This is a genomic window from Bacillus sp. FSL R5-0576 (assembly GCF_038004765.1).
GTDB lineage: Bacteria > Bacillota > Bacilli > Bacillales > Bacillaceae > Bacillus > Bacillus subtilis.
Genome location: NZ_JBBORU010000001.1, coordinates 3035351 through 3053291 on the forward strand (window position 1 = coordinate 3035351; position 17941 = coordinate 3053291).

At 47.0% G+C, this 17941-nt stretch carries 19 protein-coding genes; 3 read left to right on the forward strand and 16 right to left on the reverse strand.

Annotation, left to right across the window (positions count from 1 at the left end; genetic code table 11):
- Positions 1–23 precede the first annotated feature (23 nt).
- From NX903_RS15640 to cotNH, 5 genes are all read right to left on the reverse strand, one after another.
- Positions 24–1997 (reverse strand): S9 family peptidase, encoded by a 1974-nt coding sequence (locus NX903_RS15640; RefSeq protein ID WP_086344275.1) that lies wholly within the window; start codon positions 1995–1997, stop codon positions 24–26.
- A 106-nt stretch (positions 1998–2103) separates the two neighbouring features.
- Positions 2104–3033, reverse strand: a complete 930-nt coding sequence (gene thrB, locus NX903_RS15645; protein WP_032730335.1) for a homoserine kinase — start codon at positions 3031–3033, stop codon at positions 2104–2106.
- Positions 3030–4088 carry a threonine synthase gene (thrC, locus tag NX903_RS15650; protein ID WP_003228697.1) on the reverse strand — a complete coding sequence of 353 codons (1059 nt, stop codon included), beginning with the start codon at positions 4086–4088 and terminating at the stop codon, positions 3030–3032. The genes thrB and thrC overlap by 4 nt, the downstream gene beginning before the upstream one ends.
- Positions 4088–5389, reverse strand: a complete 1302-nt coding sequence (locus NX903_RS15655; protein WP_014477878.1) for a homoserine dehydrogenase — start codon at positions 5387–5389, stop codon at positions 4088–4090. The genes thrC and NX903_RS15655 overlap by 1 nt, the downstream gene beginning before the upstream one ends.
- A gap of 200 nt (positions 5390–5589) precedes the next feature.
- Positions 5590–6609, reverse strand: a complete 1020-nt coding sequence (gene cotNH, locus NX903_RS15660) for a spore coat-associated protein CotNH (RefSeq protein ID WP_029318468.1) — start codon at positions 6607–6609, stop codon at positions 5590–5592.
- 152 nt (positions 6610–6761) lie between these two features.
- On the opposite strand from cotNH, the gene NX903_RS15665 reads away from it, so the two are divergent.
- Entirely contained in the window at positions 6762–7262 is a 501-nt protein-coding gene (locus NX903_RS15665; protein WP_003243814.1) for a phosphatidylglycerophosphatase A family protein, read from the forward strand.
- A gap of 26 nt (positions 7263–7288) precedes the next feature.
- On the opposite strand, the gene nucF is transcribed toward NX903_RS15665, so the two are convergent.
- Genes nucF through NX903_RS15680 form a run of 3 tightly spaced genes read right to left on the reverse strand, consistent with a single transcriptional unit; the run spans position 7289 to position 8821 of the window.
- Entirely contained in the window at positions 7289–8059 is a 771-nt protein-coding gene (gene nucF / locus NX903_RS15670) for a 5' nucleotidase NucF (RefSeq protein ID WP_024573449.1), read from the reverse strand.
- 28 nt (positions 8060–8087) lie between these two features.
- Complete coding sequence (locus NX903_RS15675; protein WP_086344276.1) at positions 8088–8522, reverse strand: DUF86 domain-containing protein; 435 nt, start codon at positions 8520–8522, stop codon at positions 8088–8090.
- Positions 8523–8545: 23 nt separating this feature from the next.
- On the reverse strand, positions 8546–8821 hold the full coding sequence (locus tag NX903_RS15680) for a YutD family protein (RefSeq protein WP_003228682.1): 276 nt from the start codon (positions 8819–8821) through the stop codon (positions 8546–8548).
- 113 nt (positions 8822–8934) lie between these two features.
- Between NX903_RS15680 and NX903_RS15685 the strand changes: the two genes are divergently transcribed.
- Entirely contained in the window at positions 8935–9567 is a 633-nt protein-coding gene (locus NX903_RS15685; protein WP_021480537.1) for a YhcN/YlaJ family sporulation lipoprotein, read from the forward strand.
- 15 nt (positions 9568–9582) lie between these two features.
- On the opposite strand, the gene lipA is transcribed toward NX903_RS15685, so the two are convergent.
- A complete protein-coding gene (gene lipA, locus NX903_RS15690) occupies positions 9583–10479 on the reverse strand; it encodes a lipoyl synthase (RefSeq protein WP_003222888.1) in 897 nt (298 codons plus the stop codon).
- Positions 10480–10713: 234 nt separating this feature from the next.
- Between lipA and lytH the strand changes: the two genes are divergently transcribed.
- Positions 10714–11694 (forward strand): L-Ala--D-Glu endopeptidase, encoded by a 981-nt coding sequence (gene lytH, locus NX903_RS15695; protein WP_015714649.1) that lies wholly within the window; start codon positions 10714–10716, stop codon positions 11692–11694.
- A 27-nt stretch (positions 11695–11721) separates the two neighbouring features.
- Here lytH and yunB read toward each other — a convergent pair whose 3' ends face one another.
- The 7 genes from yunB to NX903_RS15730 all read right to left on the reverse strand — a co-directional run bounded on the left by yunB (position 11722) and on the right by NX903_RS15730 (position 17846).
- The gene (gene yunB / locus NX903_RS15700; protein WP_024573524.1) at positions 11722–12486 is read right to left on the reverse strand and encodes a sporulation protein YunB; all 765 of its coding nucleotides are present in this window, start codon (positions 12484–12486) and stop codon (positions 11722–11724) included.
- Between the two features lie 72 nt (positions 12487–12558).
- Positions 12559–12864 carry a YunC family protein gene (locus tag NX903_RS15705; RefSeq protein ID WP_014665249.1) on the reverse strand — a complete coding sequence of 102 codons (306 nt, stop codon included), beginning with the start codon at positions 12862–12864 and terminating at the stop codon, positions 12559–12561.
- A 64-nt stretch (positions 12865–12928) separates the two neighbouring features.
- Complete coding sequence (locus NX903_RS15710; RefSeq protein ID WP_086344277.1) at positions 12929–14317, reverse strand: bifunctional metallophosphatase/5'-nucleotidase; 1389 nt, start codon at positions 14315–14317, stop codon at positions 12929–12931.
- 19 nt (positions 14318–14336) lie between these two features.
- A complete protein-coding gene (locus NX903_RS15715; RefSeq protein ID WP_086344278.1) occupies positions 14337–15158 on the reverse strand; it encodes a sulfite exporter TauE/SafE family protein in 822 nt (273 codons plus the stop codon).
- 17 nt (positions 15159–15175) lie between these two features.
- Positions 15176–16024, reverse strand: coding sequence for a DUF72 domain-containing protein (locus tag NX903_RS15720; protein WP_086344620.1), 849 nt, complete (start codon positions 16022–16024; stop codon positions 15176–15178).
- Between the two features lie 37 nt (positions 16025–16061).
- The gene (locus tag NX903_RS15725) at positions 16062–16409 is read right to left on the reverse strand and encodes a YunG family protein (RefSeq protein WP_024572477.1); all 348 of its coding nucleotides are present in this window, start codon (positions 16407–16409) and stop codon (positions 16062–16064) included.
- A gap of 96 nt (positions 16410–16505) precedes the next feature.
- On the reverse strand, positions 16506–17846 hold the full coding sequence (locus NX903_RS15730; protein ID WP_086344279.1) for an allantoinase: 1341 nt from the start codon (positions 17844–17846) through the stop codon (positions 16506–16508).
- Positions 17847–17941 lie beyond the last annotated feature (95 nt).

A 17941-nucleotide genomic window follows, 5' to 3' on the forward strand; every position in this document is an offset into this window, starting at 1 on the left:
TTTGATCAGCCTGGCTTTTTTTATTAGAGATATTGGTCAAACCATGAGCTGATATAATTCAGGCGCTTGATCCGCTGTCTTGGGTGTCCGGTGCGTGACAAATTGTGCGATGCATTCGGAAAACGGACAAGCTTGGTTTCCTTGCCCATTTTTTTCAGAGCGATAAACAGCTGCTCCGCCTGCTCGATCGGGCATCGGTCATCCCGCTCGCCATGCAGTATCAAAAGCGGTGTCTCCACGTTTGCTGCGTATTTTAAAGGAGACCGGTCCCAGAGCTTTTCTGTGTCCTCAAACATGTCATGCTCAAGCTGCCAGTCTGTAAAGAAATAGCCGATATCACTGACGCCGTGAAAGCTGATCCAATTTGATATCGAGCGCTGGGTAACGGCAGCTTTAAAGCGGTTCGTCTGCCCGACGATCCAGTTGGTCATAAAACCTCCGTAGCTTCCGCCCGTGACACCAAGCCGCTTAGGATCAATATGCGGATCTCGCTTGATAGCCTCATCCACAGCCTGCATCACATCGGCATAATCCTTTCCTCCATAATCCCCTCTGACCGCATTCACAAATTCCTGCCCGTAGCCGTGGCTTCCTCTCGGATTGATATAAACGACCGCGTATCCTTTCGCCGCCAGCACCTGAAACTCATGAAAATATGTATGTCCGTACATCATATGCGGACCGCCGTGTATGTTGAGAATAAGTGGATACGTTGTCTCACCTTCCATTTGTGCAGGCTTCATCAGCCAGCCGTTCACCATCACGCCGTCTTCTGTAGTATATTGAATCTCTTCAGGTATTGATATCGTATGCTCCCTGACAAACTTGTCATTCGCGCCAGTCAGCTGTTTCTCTTCCTGTCCAAGCGGGATACTGTAAAGCTCACTCGGTCTGTCCGGCTTTGTCACACTGGCAATAAAGTGCTGTTCATCAGGTGAAAGAGAAAAGCTATTGATGTACTCTTTTTCCAGACGAACCGGATACACAAGGCCTTCAATCGAAATATAATAGATGCCCGTGCTGCCTTGATCTGTGCCGATGACATAAAACCCTTGGCTGTCCTTTGTCCAAATCGGGCGCTGTTCAGCACCACCGATCAATGAATCTCCAATCAGCGCATCCGCTAAATGAACGTCCAGCATCTCAGTCAGACATGTGAGGCGGCCTTGTTCGATATCATAGAGCCACGCCTTTGAGAGCGTTGCATTCTGATATTCCTTTTCATTTCCAAGCAAAGCAAGATACCTTCCGTCTGGTGAAAATGAACTAGATCCGAATGAGCCGCGATGAGGTGTAACCTGCTTAAGATCTCCAGACTCCAGTGACATTATGTAAACATCATGCGGCTTGCTGGCATCATCTGTTTCAGTTAAATTAGCTGAGAAAACAAGCCATTTGCCGTCAGGAGAAAAAGCAGGATCACCATGATCAGCTTTGTGACTTGTTAGCTCCTTCATCTCACCCGACTTTACGCTGACAAGCACAAGCTGGGCATACGCACCTCTCGTCAGCCCTTTGCCGTCCCGTTTGTAGGAGAGGCCTTGCACTTCAACAGGTTCATAGCTGTCCTGCTCTGTTTTTTCTCGGTCATCAATGCTTTCTCCCTCTCCCAAACTGACAGTGACCAGAATCGATTCGCCATCCGGGGACCATATTGGCTTTGACACGCCATACGGGATATCAGTCAGTTTTCTTGCTTCTCCGCCTTCAGTGCTCATGATATAAAGCTGTGCCGCATCGCCTTCTCGATCAGAAATAAAGGCAAGCGTGCGCCCGTCCGGAGACCATCTTGGGTCGGTGCTTCGCTTTTCTCCATGTGTCCAAGGAACAGATCCGCCCGTTTTCGTTTCATAGATCCATATATTTGATGTATACGAATCTTTCTCTTGATTCACTTGTGATTTTACATATGCGGCACGGGTGCCGTCTGGGGCGTATTGAGGATCGGTCACAGAGACAATCGCTGTGATGTCGTCTGCGGTTATCAGCTTTTTCATATTCATCTCCTCCTTTTTACATGTATTTCGTTTTTCTAAATAAAAACTCCTTTATCTCCAGCAAAAAAAGCGCCCTCTGCTGACGCTGAGGAACGCTTGGCATGATCTATACACTTTTTACTTGATATAAAGGATTTCGCTCTATTATACTTCCCTCTTTCGGGACGGTCAAAGCGTCTACTTCACAATGAGGGAAATGAAGCGCGAGCTGTTCTTTTAGCTCTTCTCCCTTTCCTTTTTCGGTCATGACGAGAATCGTCGGGCCTGCTCCGCTGAGAGCCGTTCCATATGCGCCCTTCATCTCGGCGACGTGCTCTACTTTTGACAGCTCAGGCACAAGCATCGCCCGGTACGGCTGATGGAACATATCCTTCTTCATGATTTTCCCGACAAGCGGCCAATCCTTGGACATGATCGCAGCAATGAGTATATTGCTGACAGCACTTGCTTTTACGGCATCGGCATATGGAAACTCCTTCGGAAGCACGTCTCTCGCGTCTCTTGTCAGCACTTCGTAAAAAGGAATGACAACGACTACGTCAATGTCAGCATTCGGGACGCGGATCATTTGGGTCTCGTCATCCTCATGCAGGCCGATCACAAGTCCGCCGACGAGAGAAGCGCCAGCATTGTCCGGGTGTCCTTCTTCTAGACTGGCTAAATGCAGCTTGTCCGCTTCAGACAGCTTTAAGCCGCATAATTCATCAGCCAGTTCAATGGCCGCTACAATCGCCGCGGCGCTGCTGCCAAGGCCGCGTGCAAGCGGGATGTCGCTCCACACCTTCACATGGACAGGAGGTATTTCTTTTCCGTACAAATCTGCGGTCCGTTTAGCCACTTGATAGATCAGGTTATCTGTACCCGCCGGAATTCCGGCGACTGTTTCTGTTTCAGCCTCAAAAGACCATTTGTCGCTTTCAAAGACGGTCAGCTTCAAATATCTGCTGAGCGCCATTCCGACTGAATCAAAGCCGGGGCCTAGGTTAGCTGTGCTTCCGGGAACAGTGACAGAGAACAGCATGTCGGCTTCGTTCATACACGGGCCGCTCCTTTTACATATTCAAGGATGCTGTCTTCATCAGTCGGCAATGTGACAGGCTTGATTTCTGAAATGTCGACCGCTGTGTTCGGATCTTTCAGTCCGTTTCCTGTTAACACAGCTACGACCTTGCTGCCTTTCGGAATTTCTCCGGATTTCACCTGTTTCAGCACTCCTGCGATAGACGCGCAAGAACCCGGTTCTGCAAACACGCCTTCTACACGGGCGATCAGCTGATATGCGTGAAGGATTTCATCATCAGTGACTTCGTCAATTTTCCCATTGGATTCCTCGGCTGCCTTTACAGCTTTGTCCCAGCTTGCCGGGTTTCCGATACGAATGGCTGTCGCTATTGTTTCAGGATTTTCAATCACTTCATTGCGCACGATTGCCGCCGCACCCTCAGCTTCAAAGCCACGCATTTTCGGAAGGCCTGTGCCGTTTTTCTCATGATATTCCTTGAAGCCCTTCCAGTACGCAGTGATGTTTCCCGCGTTTCCGACCGGGATCGCTAAAACATCAGGCGCTTCCCCCAGCTGTTCGCACACTTCGAAGGCAGCAGTTTTTTGGCCTTCAATGCGGTAAGGGTTGACTGAGTTGACAAGGGCAATCGGTGATTTCTCACAGATGGAACGAACAATTTTAAGCGCATCGTCAAAGTTTCCGTCAATTGCGATAATCTCGGCTCCGTACATGACAGCTTGAGCGAGTTTTCCAAATGCAATTTTTCCGTTCGGGATGATGACAATGCATTTCATGTTAGCACGGGCTGCATATGCTGCCGCAGCAGCGGAAGTGTTACCTGTTGACGCGCACATAATCGTGTCATTGCCTTCTTCTTTTGCCTTTGCCACAGCCATAACCATTCCGCGATCTTTAAATGATCCCGTAGGATTGACGCCTTCCGTTTTGACATGAAGCTCAATTCCGAGCTGCTCAGACAGCTTCGGCAGGTGAATAAGAGGTGTGTTTCCTTCATGTAAAGTTAGCGCCGGTGTTTGATCTGTTACAGGTAAAAATTCTTTATATTGATGGATAAGTCCTTTCCACATTAGCTCCAACCGTTCCCTTCTACACGATATGTGCTTTTGACTTCTTGAACGACTTCCAAATCATTTAGGTTTTGCAGGATATCACTGAAATCAGCTTCTGATGTATGATGTGTGACAATTACGATTTCAGCTAACTCATCATGGCCTTTAATTGGCAGCTGAAGGATTTTTTCAAAGCTCACGCCCCGCTCTGAGAACACAGATGTAATTTTCGAGAATGAACCAACCTCATCTTTTACATGAATTCTTAAAAACTGCTGTGCATAAATGTCAGACGGCGATTTCATGTTTTTCTCATATTGCGGCCCGACAAAGCTGTTGCCGGTTACACCGAGGCGCATATTTTTCATGACAGCGACGAGGTCAGAAACAACGGATGTCGCTGTCGGCATGCTTCCGGCTCCCGGCCCGTAGAACATTGTCTCACCGACAGCCTCGCCGTATACATAAACAGCGTTAAACTCATTATGAACAGCAGAAAGCGGATGGTGGTCAGGAAGCAGTGTCGGCTGTACGCTGACCTCGATTTTGCTGCCGTCACGCTGAGCAATCCCGATCAGCTTCATTGTATAGCCGAGGCGTTTGCTGAAGCTGATGTCCTCGTCTGTAATTTGGGAGATCCCCTTTACTTTGACGTCTTCCAGATCCACGTTCATCGAGAAGCCGAGGCGCGCCAATATCGCCATTTTCCGTGCGGCGTCAAGCCCTTCCACGTCAGAAGTCGGATCAGCTTCGGCAAAACCGAGATCCTGCGCTTCCTTGAGCACTTCCTCATATGGGCTTTTCTCTTTGATCATTTTTGTTAAGATAAAGTTTGTTGTGCCGTTCACAATTCCCATCATTTTTGTAATTCGATCTGATGAGAGGCCTTCCTCTAACGTGCGCAGAATCGGAATCCCGCCGGCAACACTGGCTTCAAAGTAGATATCGCATCCATTTTCCTTCGCTTCGGCAAGCAGCTCGGAGCCGTACACAGCCATTAAGTCCTTGTTTGCTGTGACAACATGCTTTTTCGATCTCAGCGCGTCGACCAAATATTGTTTTGTCTGCTCAACTCCGCCGATCACCTCGATAACGACATCAACATCTGGATCATCAATGACATCATACACTTCTGTCGTGAGCACTTCCTTCGGCAAATCTACTTCTCTCTTTTTCTCTATATCTTTTACAAGCACTTTTTTTATCGTAACCGGACAGCCGACCTGATGCATAAGCTTATCCTGATGGTCTTGAATAATTTTAACGACACCGCTTCCGACGGTACCTAAACCTAAAAGCCCTACACGAATCGCTTTCAAAAAAACTCCACCTTTCTTTTGATTGTCCTCTTGAAAAAGACAATTGTTAACTCAACACAGACATATAAGTTACAAACATTATATAAGCCCGCTCCTGTTTTGACAAGACAGCACTAGGCTGAATTTTGCGAATGTAAACGCTTAACGCATTGATATGACAAGATTCTTTATTTTCTAATTATTTTTGTCAGATTTTCTCCTCACCCTGAGCTGCCTTTGCCGAGCCAGCTGACGCGTGGAACAAACAGCTTCTGCGCCCGCATATTCATGAATTCCTGCGCTGTATTGAGAAATTGTTCATAACGCCCACAGTCATTAAGAATGAAGTCAAGTTGTTCTTCAAAATAATGCTTTTCTGATTCTGATGACATGTAATAGCTTTCTACGATTTCAAAATAATGAAGCGGGAAAAGCAGACGGCTGTATAAAAGGCGTTTTGAAAACGAAGACAGCGGTGTGACTTGCTCGTATTCCTGTAAAAAGAGAAAGCCCTGCTGATTAAAATCTTGTCTGTGATGCAAAAACGTATGCCTCATATATTCAGCCAAATCACGGGAAGCGTGGTCAAACACCCAATCCGCCGGAATCCTGATCAATGATTCCGGTGACCATGTATGCCTTTCCATCCGCTGATGGCATATCGTTCCTGAATCAGCGGCTTGGGGCTTGTCATCCAGCTCAGTGTCCACTAAATATTGTATCGCGTTTTCTGACAGTCCTAAATAATAGGGAAATGATTCGATCATTTTTTTATCGAATGGCTCATGCGGAGGGGTCTGAACCTTTCTCTGCCAAAATGCTTCCAGCTGATCAATTCGTTTTCCCCACAGATCCTTCCACTGGCCGATTCTTCCGGCTGCCTTCACCTCATATGGATATCCTCGGCCTTTTCGGTGAAATTCCGCCAGCTCCGCTCCAATGGAGAACGCCCTATTTGAATAAGGGGGGGCCGCCTTCAGCAGAGCGTACGTTTTTCCCTCATGTTCAAATGTCAGCTCACCTTCTTTTGTAAAGATAAAAACCGAAACGTATGGGTCACTTTGTTCTTGTAAATACTGACTCATGTAATAAAGCTCCGCCAGCTCTGTTTCTGAGAATTGGGAAACGGGGACAATCAGAAAGTATGAATTAGGCGTCTGAAAGCATTGATATGTGTGCTGGTACATGGAAAGCTGCCTGATGTGAATGCCGTATTTTTCTTTTATTGTACCTTTCACCATGATCACCTGCCTGTTGAATTAGGGCTCATCACATCGTAGTCATACACAGCCGGAATTATGAATACATATTTTAATCCGAAGAAGGCGCAAGAAAAAGTCGTAAACTTCTCAAGCATTTTGTATAAACTAGTAAAAAAGATTGGGTGAAGCTGATGTCAGAAAACGAACAATTCAGTCAGATGGAAGCTAAAGCAAGAGCACGGATGAAGGAGCGCGGCGTTGAGGTATCAGACATTGCCGAGCTTGTCTTTTTTCTTCAGAAAAAATATCATCCGGATTTAACCATTGATGAATGCACGCTGAACGTCAATCGTGTTCTCGCAAAACGCGAGGTGCAAAACGCGATTTTAACGGGCATTGAATTGGATGTTCTTGCTGAGCAGAAAAAACTGTCTGAACCGCTGCAAACGATGCTGGAAATAGATGAAAGCCTATATGGAGTAGATGAAGTTCTGGCATTTTCCATTGTGAACATTTACGGATCGATCGGGTTTACGAACTACGGTTACATCGACAAAGAAAAACCCGGAATCCTTAAACGATTGAATGATAAATCAACCGGTGAATGCCATACCTTTTTAGATGACATCGTCGGAGCGATTTCCGCCGCGGCTTCAAGCAGACTTGCACACCGCGCGCGGCATACAGAATAAGGGCACCCTTTTAGGGCGCCCTTTTTTCAAATGTATGGAATCCATTCAGTCAGAGAGTCAATGGCGTGAGTCGGTTTTTCCATATCGTCTGTCATATGTTCTCTTTTCGTTACGCCGGTGTGAACGAGCAGCGTATCCATACCCGCGTTAATGCCGGCCATAATATCAGTGGCGTAGTTGTCGCCGACCATGAGTGTTTCAGACACATCTGTGCCGAGAACGCGCATCGCCTGCTCCATAATAATTGATTCCGGCTTGCCGATAAATACAGGCTGTACACCTGTAGATACGGTTAACACCGATGTCAGTGAGCCGTTTCCCGGCAGAAGCCCTCTTTCAGTCGGAATCGCAATATCTCCGTTAGTGGAAATAAAGCGGGCGCCATTTCTGATTGCCAGGCAGCCGACAGCAAATTTTTCGTATGTAATGGAACGGTCGATACCAACAACGACAAAGTCCGCGTTTTCTCCGCCAAATGTCAGGCCGTTTTCTTCAATCGCCTGGCGGATTCCTTCCTCCCCAATCACATACACAGACGCGTTTTTTTTCTGCTGGGCAATGTGCTGGGCAGTTGCCATGCTGGTCGTGAAGACCTGCTCTTCTGTTGCCGGAATATCAAAAGACACGAGCTTGTCCGCTACCTGCTTCGGTGTACGCGAAGAGTTGTTTGTCACGAAAAGATAAGGAACGCCGCGATCTTTCAGCGTTCTGACAAATTCACACGCTTCCTCGATTTTTTCCGTGCCATTGTACATCGTTCCGTCTAAATCAATTAAATACCCTTTATATGTTTTCATATCCAACACTCCTGTGGCTTTCCAGTTGTTATTTAAACGCAGAAACAGGTCCTAGCTCTGTTTCCAAATAGCTTCTGATCCGTTTCGGGAAGTCCTGAAGAGCTGTTTGATGCGCCTTGATCAGCCTGTAAAGCTCGCCGCTGTCAGCGAGCAGATAGTGTTGAACCAACGTTTTGCGGTAGGCGATCAATTTCTTGAGCTCAGCACCCTCTTTTTCCTTGACAACTTTCTCATCAACAAGTATATCCATAATGTCGTCATAACTGCCCGGGTCCCGCATAATAAAGCCGTCAATCATGTCATTGCCTGTATCCAAAATGCATTCGATTAACAGATGGCCTATACGCTGAAGTGCCAATTCCCCGATTTTAGACTGCCAGTCTGTTTGTGAGTCAAATAGCGCCAGCTGGTGCTCGAAGAACCCTAGTGTTTTCTCGATTTTGCTTCTGTCAACAAAATACATGACAGCATCCCCTTTGTGTATATTTATTTTCTGATCCGTTTCAAGACAAAATACGCACAGCCGAAATTGCAGTATTCGTAAATATATTCATCTAATGTGCTGATTTTCGTTTCGAAGGTTGCCTTTTGATTCTGGTCGTCAAAGAAGCCCTTGAGCCTTAACTGACCGTATCCCCAGTCTCCCACAATATAATCGTATTTATTTAATATATCGGAGTAGCGGGCTTTAAAAGCCTCTTCGTTGAAGCCGTCTTTGAAATTGTGCACCAATTCAAATTCGGCATTTTGAATAAGAATCATGATCTCACCTCTTTTTCACTCATTCCTATCATAATTCATTGCCCCGTCCCCATCAATTGCTAAAGAATAAATCATGCGATTTGGCTACCCTACACATGAGGAGGGATTGATAAATGAAACGAACCGCTGTCAGCCTCTGCCTTCTGACCGGACTTTTATCCGGGTGCGGAGGCGCAGGATTGGATAATGCCCAAAATGTCCGGAATCAGACGCAGAATCAAACCAAACCCATTCATGTGTCGGACCGCAACGAGGCTTTTAACAGGCATAATGAGAACGAACAATTTGGCTATGTCCGCTATCAAAAAGAACAATTTGACGGAGACCAGCAGAAAACGCCGGTGATGAACCGGGAAGAAACCGCTCACATGATATCAAGTTTAACGGTTCAGCTCCCCCATATTCAAGATGCTGCGACATTGGTGACTGACCGAGAAGCGCTTGTCGTATACAAAACCGATTCTAAAAACCGGGAGCTGACCGCCGATCAGGTGAAAAAAACAGCGGCCTCCGTGATACCGCGATACTATCACGTGTATATTTCCGATAATCCAAACCATATGCAGTCCGTCGAAAATTACAGCAATCTCGGCTCTGGTTCAAGGGATATCAGAGAGATCATGTCGGGGACGATTCAAGAAATGAAAACCTCCCCGCAAGGAAGCCCTGTCTCAGAGAATGAAAATGCCAATGGAGAAACGCGTCAGGACATGAAAATCGATAGGAATGACAAAAACGCCAGATGATCTGGCGTTTTGGCATTATGCTTGTGCTTGACGCTTTTTAGATGCTTCGTTTACTTGTTCATCCGCATGGTAAGAGGAACGGACAAGCGGACCGGCTTCACAATGGCTGAAGCCTTTTTGCATCGCGATTTCTTTTAATTCTGCAAATTCATCAGGATGGTAGTATTTTTGGACTTTCAAGTGTTTCTTCGTCGGCTGCAGATATTGGCCGATTGCCATAATATCCACGTTGTTCGCCAAGAGGTCGTCCATTACTTCAATAATCTCTTCTTTTGTTTCGCCGAGTCCGATCATGATACTTGATTTTGTCGGAATGTCAGGCTGCATTTCCTTCGCACGGCGCAAAAATTCCAATGAACGGTCGTACGTCGCACGCGCGCGGACTCTCGGCGTCAGGCGGCGAACCGTTTCGATATTGTGATTCAGGATGTCTGGGCGTGTATCCATCAAGGTTTTTAGGTTATCGTAGTTTCCGCCCATATCAGACGGCAGCACCTCAATTGTTGTGAACGGGCTTTTTCTGCGGATCGCACGGACAGTTTCCGCGAAAATGCCTGCCCCGCCATCTTTCTGATCGTCACGCGCAACAGCCGTAATGACCGCGTGTTTCAAATTCATAAGCGCGACTGAATCCGCTACGCGTTCCGGCTCTTGCAGATCAAGCTCAGTTGGAAGGCCTGTTTTGACAGCACAGAAACGGCATGCTCTTGTACAAACAGAACCTAAAATCATAAATGTCGCTGTACGTCTGACCGCCCAGCATTCATGAATATTCGGACACTTTGCTTCTTCGCATACGGTGTGCAGGTTGTTTTCCCGCATGAGTTTTTTGAGCCCTGTATAGTTTTCATTTGTATTTAATTTAATTTTAAGCCATTCGGGCTTTCTGAGGTGTTCGTCTTTCTTTGCCAATTCCCATCATCTCCAATATCCAATATACTCAATTTCTGACACGAAACATTCTGAAAACGAGAAAGGTGCAGGTTTTAGTTCTGCAACAAAAATAATGTTTTTCTAACTAAAGAAAGTCTTTTCTTTAGACACTTTAACATAGGAAAAATTTCTCGACAAGGGAAGATGATTACTGACATTTTTAAGCCGGGTTGCCGCAAACTATGTGTATTCAATATGAAAGGAGATTATTTTGTGAAAGTTTTGTTATCCGCTCTTCTTCTCCTTTTGTTTGCATTTGAGCCTTCTGCGTCTGGAAAAAAACTTTCAGATCCAGTGCTGTCGAAACGGATGGAATTATATCATAAAATCGAAGCTGTGACGCAGATCCCTTGGTATGCGCTCGCCGCTGTTGATCAATACGAGGAAAACGTGCGGAGCAACCGGAAAGATCTGCCTGACAAGGCGGGAATCATCAGCATCTATATACCCGATGACATTTGGAGCGGGCCTGAAAACCCGAATCCGAAAGACGATGCGCCGTTAAGCATTAAAGTGTTTGACGGAATCGGAATGGATGGCGATGGAGACGGGAAAGCCGAGGTCAGCAACGATGAAGATATTTTGTATACGTTCAGCCAATACTTACTGTCGTATGGCACAGATGAAGACAACATCCGGATCGGGCTTTGGAATTATTACCGGCGTGATCAGACAGTGGGGATCATATCTGAATTCATGAAGCTGTTTAAAGCCTACGGCCATATTGATCTGGGCGAGCATGCATTCCCGCTTCCGATCAGAACCGATTACAGCTATCGAAGCACGTGGGGAGATGCCCGCGGCTTCGGAGGAAGGCGGATTCATGAAGGTACGGATATCTTTGCCCATTACGGCCTTCCTGTCAAATCCACATGTTACGGCGTAGTTGAAATGAAGGGCTGGAACCGCTTCGGAGGATGGAGAATCGGCATCAGGGACATTAACAATACGTATCATTATTTTGCCCATCTCAATGGGTTTGCCAAAGGGATTAAAACAGGACAAATCGTTGAGCCTGGCCAAGTGATCGGATCAGTCGGCAGCTCCGGATACGGCCCGCCGGGAACCGCCGGGAAGTTCCCGCCGCATCTGCACTATGGCATGTACAAAGATAACGGAAGAACCGAATGGTCATTTGATCCATACCCGCATTTGAGGGCGTGGGAGCGATATGAATACCAAAAAAAGAAGTAACAAAAAGCCGCCTCTTCAACAGGCGGCTTATTTGCTGCTTTTTTCTTTTTTTGAATCGGCACCGTCTTCTTTGCTGCTCGGAAGCTGGACAGAAGGCGTGACACCCGAGCCGCCGCTTCCATTATAAAACTGCGGCACTTCGCCCTGCACTGCTTTAATCGATACAGGAACATTATTTGTGACGACAGCGGTTTTGCTGGCAAATGGAATGATGACCTTCACTTTAATTTCGACAAAGATGCTGATATCAATAAGTGCGTTATTTATGCCATACGGCTTGATTTTGGTTTTGACATCTGTAAAAGCGTCACCGATTAAATTGAACCGGACCGGGATTTTCGGCCCGAGGTTTCCAAGAAGGCTGTTGCCGGTTACCTGTCCCAGCGGAATGTTGATCATAATGTTTTCACTGGCGCCGCTGTGTCCGGTATGGGTTTCCATCTCTTTCAAATGAGCCTGAAGCTGCTTTGTCACTTTTGTTTTCACACTGTTTACAACCTGTGTATTAAAATCGATTGTCGTTAAGTTTCCGTTTTCATCAGAATTCATTTGAAACATATCTTTCATATTTTCACTGTCAGACATATAGTCCTCAATCGAATCCTGGATCACCTCTGTCGCTATACGCTTCGTTTCCATCTCGCCGATGTCCATTAAAACAGGTTTGATCGAGCCATTGATCATCCAAAGGCTGACCGTTGTTGACAGGATAAAAAAGACAACGGACAGGAGCATCACGTAACGGAAAGGCAAAGGTCCTCTCTTGCGAAAAGGGCCGCGATATCTTGGCAAGAAAATCCCCCCTTACATATCACAATGTATGCTTGTAAGAGGGGACATAGTAATAGCCGGAGCCAATTTATTTTATTTCACCATTTTTAAAAGCGCTTCTCTGCCGCTCATGCCGACTTGAATGCCAAGATCTTCCGCGGCGTACGTGACGGATTCTAAAGGTGCGTCTAACAGCTGGTCAATGGTGCGGACACCAACTGCCCGCCCCGCCACGATGCCGCGCTCCTTTAATTTTTCATTCAGCAGCGCCACATCAAGCGCGCCGCACATAATGTATCCGTGATCATTGGTGACGGCCATAAAATTCGTTTTGGGAAGCTTTACTGTCACAGCTGTAAAAGGCTGTCCTTCTATCATGATCGGTGTCAGGTTTACCACGTCAACCACTCCCTTCATTCATCACTTTATGATGAAGGGCACAGCTTGTTGTGGGCTGACTGCCTTATTGCGCAAGCTTCCAAGCAAGCAGATCCCGCAAAAATTCCGGCATAAAATATTCTTTTTCTGCAGCGTCGCGAATCAGCGGAAACAGTTTGCCGAGCGTAAACATATCAAGCACCGCAACGGAGTATTGTTTATGTTTTTCAATATCTTCCCCGTTCAGCGTGATCCGGGTGACGTGGGTGATCCCGTCATCGAGCCGTTTCGTTTCTACCTCAACGCCGGCATACACCATTTTCCCCATCACTTCTCCGCGGAAGCCGAGTCCTTTGATCCGGAGCTGCTCCATTTGTTCGGAAGCGGCATGGACAATGGTTTCCTTCAGTTCTTCTCCCGTCAGGCGGACAGCCACCGGGTTGATCGGATGCGGACAGATTCGGTGCAGATCCAACTTTGTCACAGGACCTGCTTTAAGCGGACCGAGAATGACACCTGAATTGACCATACTGATGTCCGTCTCGCACCATTCCTTTAAGGCGTATGCCAAAAGCAAAGGCAGCTCTGATTCTTCAAACCACTTCACCTCAGCATCTTGTGCAAGCTCTGCAACGGCATCGGACAGCTTCTCCTCGGCTTCACGTTCTTTTTCATTGAGAAACGCTTTTGTTTCTGCGGATTCTCCTGTCCATTTCGCCATGTTCTGCACAGAAGCCGTTTTGCTGATGATGCTTCGCTGTACGCTGTCCACCGTGATTTCTACACAGCCGACATAATGCCCGTATTTCTCGGCGCTGGCCAGCAGTACCCCATTAACCACTTGTCCATCTTCAAGCAAATGATGGGTATGTGATTCGAGGATTACATCAATCTCAGGCACCGCTTCAGCCACTGCCTGATCATCAAGAATGCCTAAATGTGACAGCAGAACGATAATATCAGCCTGCCCTTTCACTTCCAGAATGGTTTCCTTTATGCTTTCAAGGGCATCCGTTACTGTCCACCCCAGCTTGTCATAAACAGGATAATACGGCACAGTTACACCTAAGAAAGCAATGGACATACCGTTTTTCAATGATTTGATATGGTAAGGCACCGCCCAGGACGGACGGTTTCCATTTTTATCAAACAGATTAGAGACGATGACAGGAAATTCAGCATGATCATATAAGGCAGCAAGCTCTTCATGCGGAAGCGTAATCCCTTCGTTATTGCCGATCGCCGCTCCATCAATGTGAAGGCGGTTTAAGAGATCGACATTCGCTTTTCCGAATGTCGCCTCTGTCACGAATTGAAAACGATCTAGATGATCGCCAATATCAAAAACGAGCGTCTCTTCGCCGTCTGACTGATGCTCTTTTCTTTTCTGCTCGATATAATCTACAATTTTCGGCCAGTTTTCAAAATGGCTGTGCAAATCATTTGTATGATATAAGCGGAGCTTCTCCTTCATAATATCTCTCCCTAATCGTTCAGCTGAAAATGCCTTCATAAATGAGCTGGCAGCCGATCAAAATCAATACGATCCGCATGATCATAACGATCGTTTTCGTCTGCATTTTTCTGTTGATGGCGGCGCCAAGCTTTCCGCCGAACCAAGCGCCGGGCACAAGCGCGAGGGCGTACAGCCAATTGACGTGCCCGGAAATAATATGTGAAACAGACCCTGTCATAGAAGACAGGAAAATAATAAACATGGACGTTGCCACCGCAACCTTCGGCGGAAACAGAAATAACAGCATCATCGCCGGAACCATCAGTGATCCGCCGCCTATACCGAAAAGTCCGCCTAAAAAACCGACAACAAAGGCGATCGCAATGCCGACAGGGGCCTGATATGAATACGTATAAGGCTCGCCAGCATCATCCTGAAATGTCCGAATAATGCCTTTGTGCGCTTTATTGACCGGCCGGGCTTTCGCTTTCAGCATTAAGGATAATGAAATCAAAATCATAAAAATGCCAAACCAAACGGAAAACGAGTTTGAATTGAACAGCTTTGACACGTAAGCCCCGATCATGCTGCCGGGACCCGAACCGATAAAGAAAATGAGCCCGCTCTTATAATCAACGGTTTTATATTTAATATAAGCCAAAGTTGAAGAAAGACCCGTAAAAATAATGACCAAAAGCGAAGTTCCAATCGCAACCTGCGGCGTCACATCCTGAAACAGCTCCGTCACTGTGCTTAAAAACATCAGAGACGGCACAATGACAATTCCGCCGCCAAGCCCGATCAGACTTCCTACCGTACCTGCGATTAATCCCAGGACGACCAAAATCACAAACGACATCAGTAAAAACCTCTTTTCTAAAATAAATCGAGCTGTCTCGGAGCAAGTCCGCTGTACTCGATATCAAGCAGTTCAAGCATCTGCTTGCCGTTATCCGCGGCGTCACCGCCGGAATTGTTGTTGAACAGAACAAAAACATCCTTACATTGCTGCTGCAATTCATTCAGGTGCTTTTTCCAATCCTCCAGCTCCTGTTGGTTGTAGCGGTATAAGTACCTGACCTCCCGCCAGTTTTTCCCGCCATCAGGCTTCATCCAGCCCTGCTTGTTGCGTCCGTGAAATCTGACGAGCGTTTTGTTTTCATCGGTCGCGCGCAGCACAGTCGGAACGCTGCCTTCTCCGATTTGTGGTTCATCACAGACACTGTGAATCCAGCCTTCCGCTTTCATAAATGAAAGCGTCTGCTCATAAAATGGCGGCGAGAACCAGGAACGGTTTCTGAATTCAAGCGCACAAGGGATATCTCCCATTTGGTGCTTGCACCATCTCAAATAGGCGACATTCTCCTTCTTGCAGTCAAACCACGGCGGAAATTGAAACAGCACCATGGCGAGCTTATTGCTATGTAAATATGGCGTTAAAGACACCTTAAACGCATCAAACATCTCCTCTTTTGAGTCAAAGGGAATTTCGCCGCGCTGATGCCCTGTCATGCCCTGATATGCTTTCACGATAAATTGGAAGGTTTCGGGCGTTTCCTTCACCCACTTTTCATTATTGCGCGCCGGCTGAATCGCATAAAAGCTCGCGTCTAATTCCACGATCAGAAAATGGGAGGAATAGGCCTGCAATTTTTTCTGGCTGGCCGTTTTCGGCGGATAAATGCTGTCATGATCCCCCCATCCCGTCAGTCCGATATAAATCACACTCATTCACCTCTCTTCCAGTTTATCACACGTGTTTTCAGGTTTCCTCGGAAATGCTGTTCATATGGCGGGAAAATGCAGAACGAAGATGCTGATATTGTTCCTCATTCGTATCTAAAAACGCCTCTTCTCTTGAGGAAGGAATATGCTGATAATCAATAGGCGCCTGAAACTGCTCACTCGTAAAATCGAACATCACACCATTGATGCTGTTGTAAAAATGCCAGCTCTCACCGACTTTTGTTTTGAAAATCGTGCCGCCGAAATGGTCTTGAATCACCAATGCCGTCACGCCGCATTGGCCGCATGACGGGCATTCTTCCGTCCATTTAGAGCTCGTATGGCGCGACCAGGATTGCTTAAGTATGTATTTGACATGTTCCATTGCCTCCGCCTCCTTTAAAAAAAGATACCACGTTGATGAGATTTTAAAAACTAGAACGGAGGAAATCAAAAAACCCGGCGGTAAAATCCGCCGGGCTTACGAAGGAACGACCAGAGCTCCGTCAATTTCAGTGACTTTTTCCCCATCATTGTACACGCACCGGCCTTTGCTGTAAGTGGCCGAAATGCTGCAGGGAAATGTATGTCCTTCGTAAATGCTTTTTTTATGCTTTGCAAACATCGATTCTCTTGTAACAGTGTACGGCTCCATGCTGACGAGCACGAAATCTGCATCACACCCCGCCTCAAGCCGCCCTTTTTTCTGAAGGCCGAATCGTTTTGCAGGGGCCGCCGCTGTCCATTCTGCGATGGTTTCAAACGGAATCTGATGCTCAAGCGCCAGTTCCAGCATTCCTAATAAAGTGAACTGCCCGCCGCTGATTCCGCCCCATGATAAAAACATGTTATCCTCCCGTTTCAAGGATAGACGGCAGGGGGAATGGTCTGAGGAAACCATGTCAATGTCCCCGGCAATGAGCGCCTCGATCAGCGCCTCTTTTGATTGCCGTGACCGGAGCGGAGGCGCGCATTTTGCGACAGAGCCCCTTTGCCGTAAATCGTCATGGCTGAACAAGACATAATGCGGGCATGTTTCAACCGAAACATCAAGACCTTCCTGTTTCGCCTCTCTGATCAGCCGGACCGCTTTCGCCGTGCTGATATGGACAAAATGAACCGGACAGCCTGTCACCTTCGCATACTGAATCGTGCGATACACCGCTTCAACTTCTGCTTCCTCCGGGCGGGAGGCGGCGTACGCATCCGCGTCCACCTTTCCTTTATTGGCCAAAACCATCTGCAAGTAGCTTGTGATCGCGTCACTTTCCGCGTGGAGAGCGAGGATTTTTCCTGCAGCCGCGATTTCTGCCATGCCTTTGAGCAATGTCCGTTCATCAACAGAGCGGAACTCATCAGTGCCTGACTTTGATAAAAACGCTTTAAACCCGATCGCTCCCGCTTCAGCCATCGGACGGATGTCCTCGATATGGCCTGGCACAAGGCCGCCCCATAGCGCAAAATCCACGGCAGATTTTTGCCTGCCTAGCTCAGCTTTTGAGAGAAGATGCTCTGCCGTCACGGTTGATGGAATACAGTTGAGCGGCATATCAAAATAGGTGGTGCAGCCGCCTGCGGCCATCATTTGAGAACCTGTTTCAAACCCCTCCCAATCCTCCCTGCCCGGTTCATTAAAATGAACATGGCAGTCTATCACACCAGGAAACACGTATTTCCCGTCTGCCTGGATGATTTCCGTCCCGCTTGCTTCAATGTCAGAACCTATCTCGGCAATGACACCGTTTTGAACTGCAATATCAGCTTCTATAACGCCATCTGGCGTAACTGCCTTCGCACCTTTTATCACCATATCGTAAGCCATATTGATCCCCCCATATAAGGATAATGATTTTTCATGTCAGTTTATGTCACACAATCAGTTCTATTTTCCACAGTTTACTGCTACTATGATCGTAT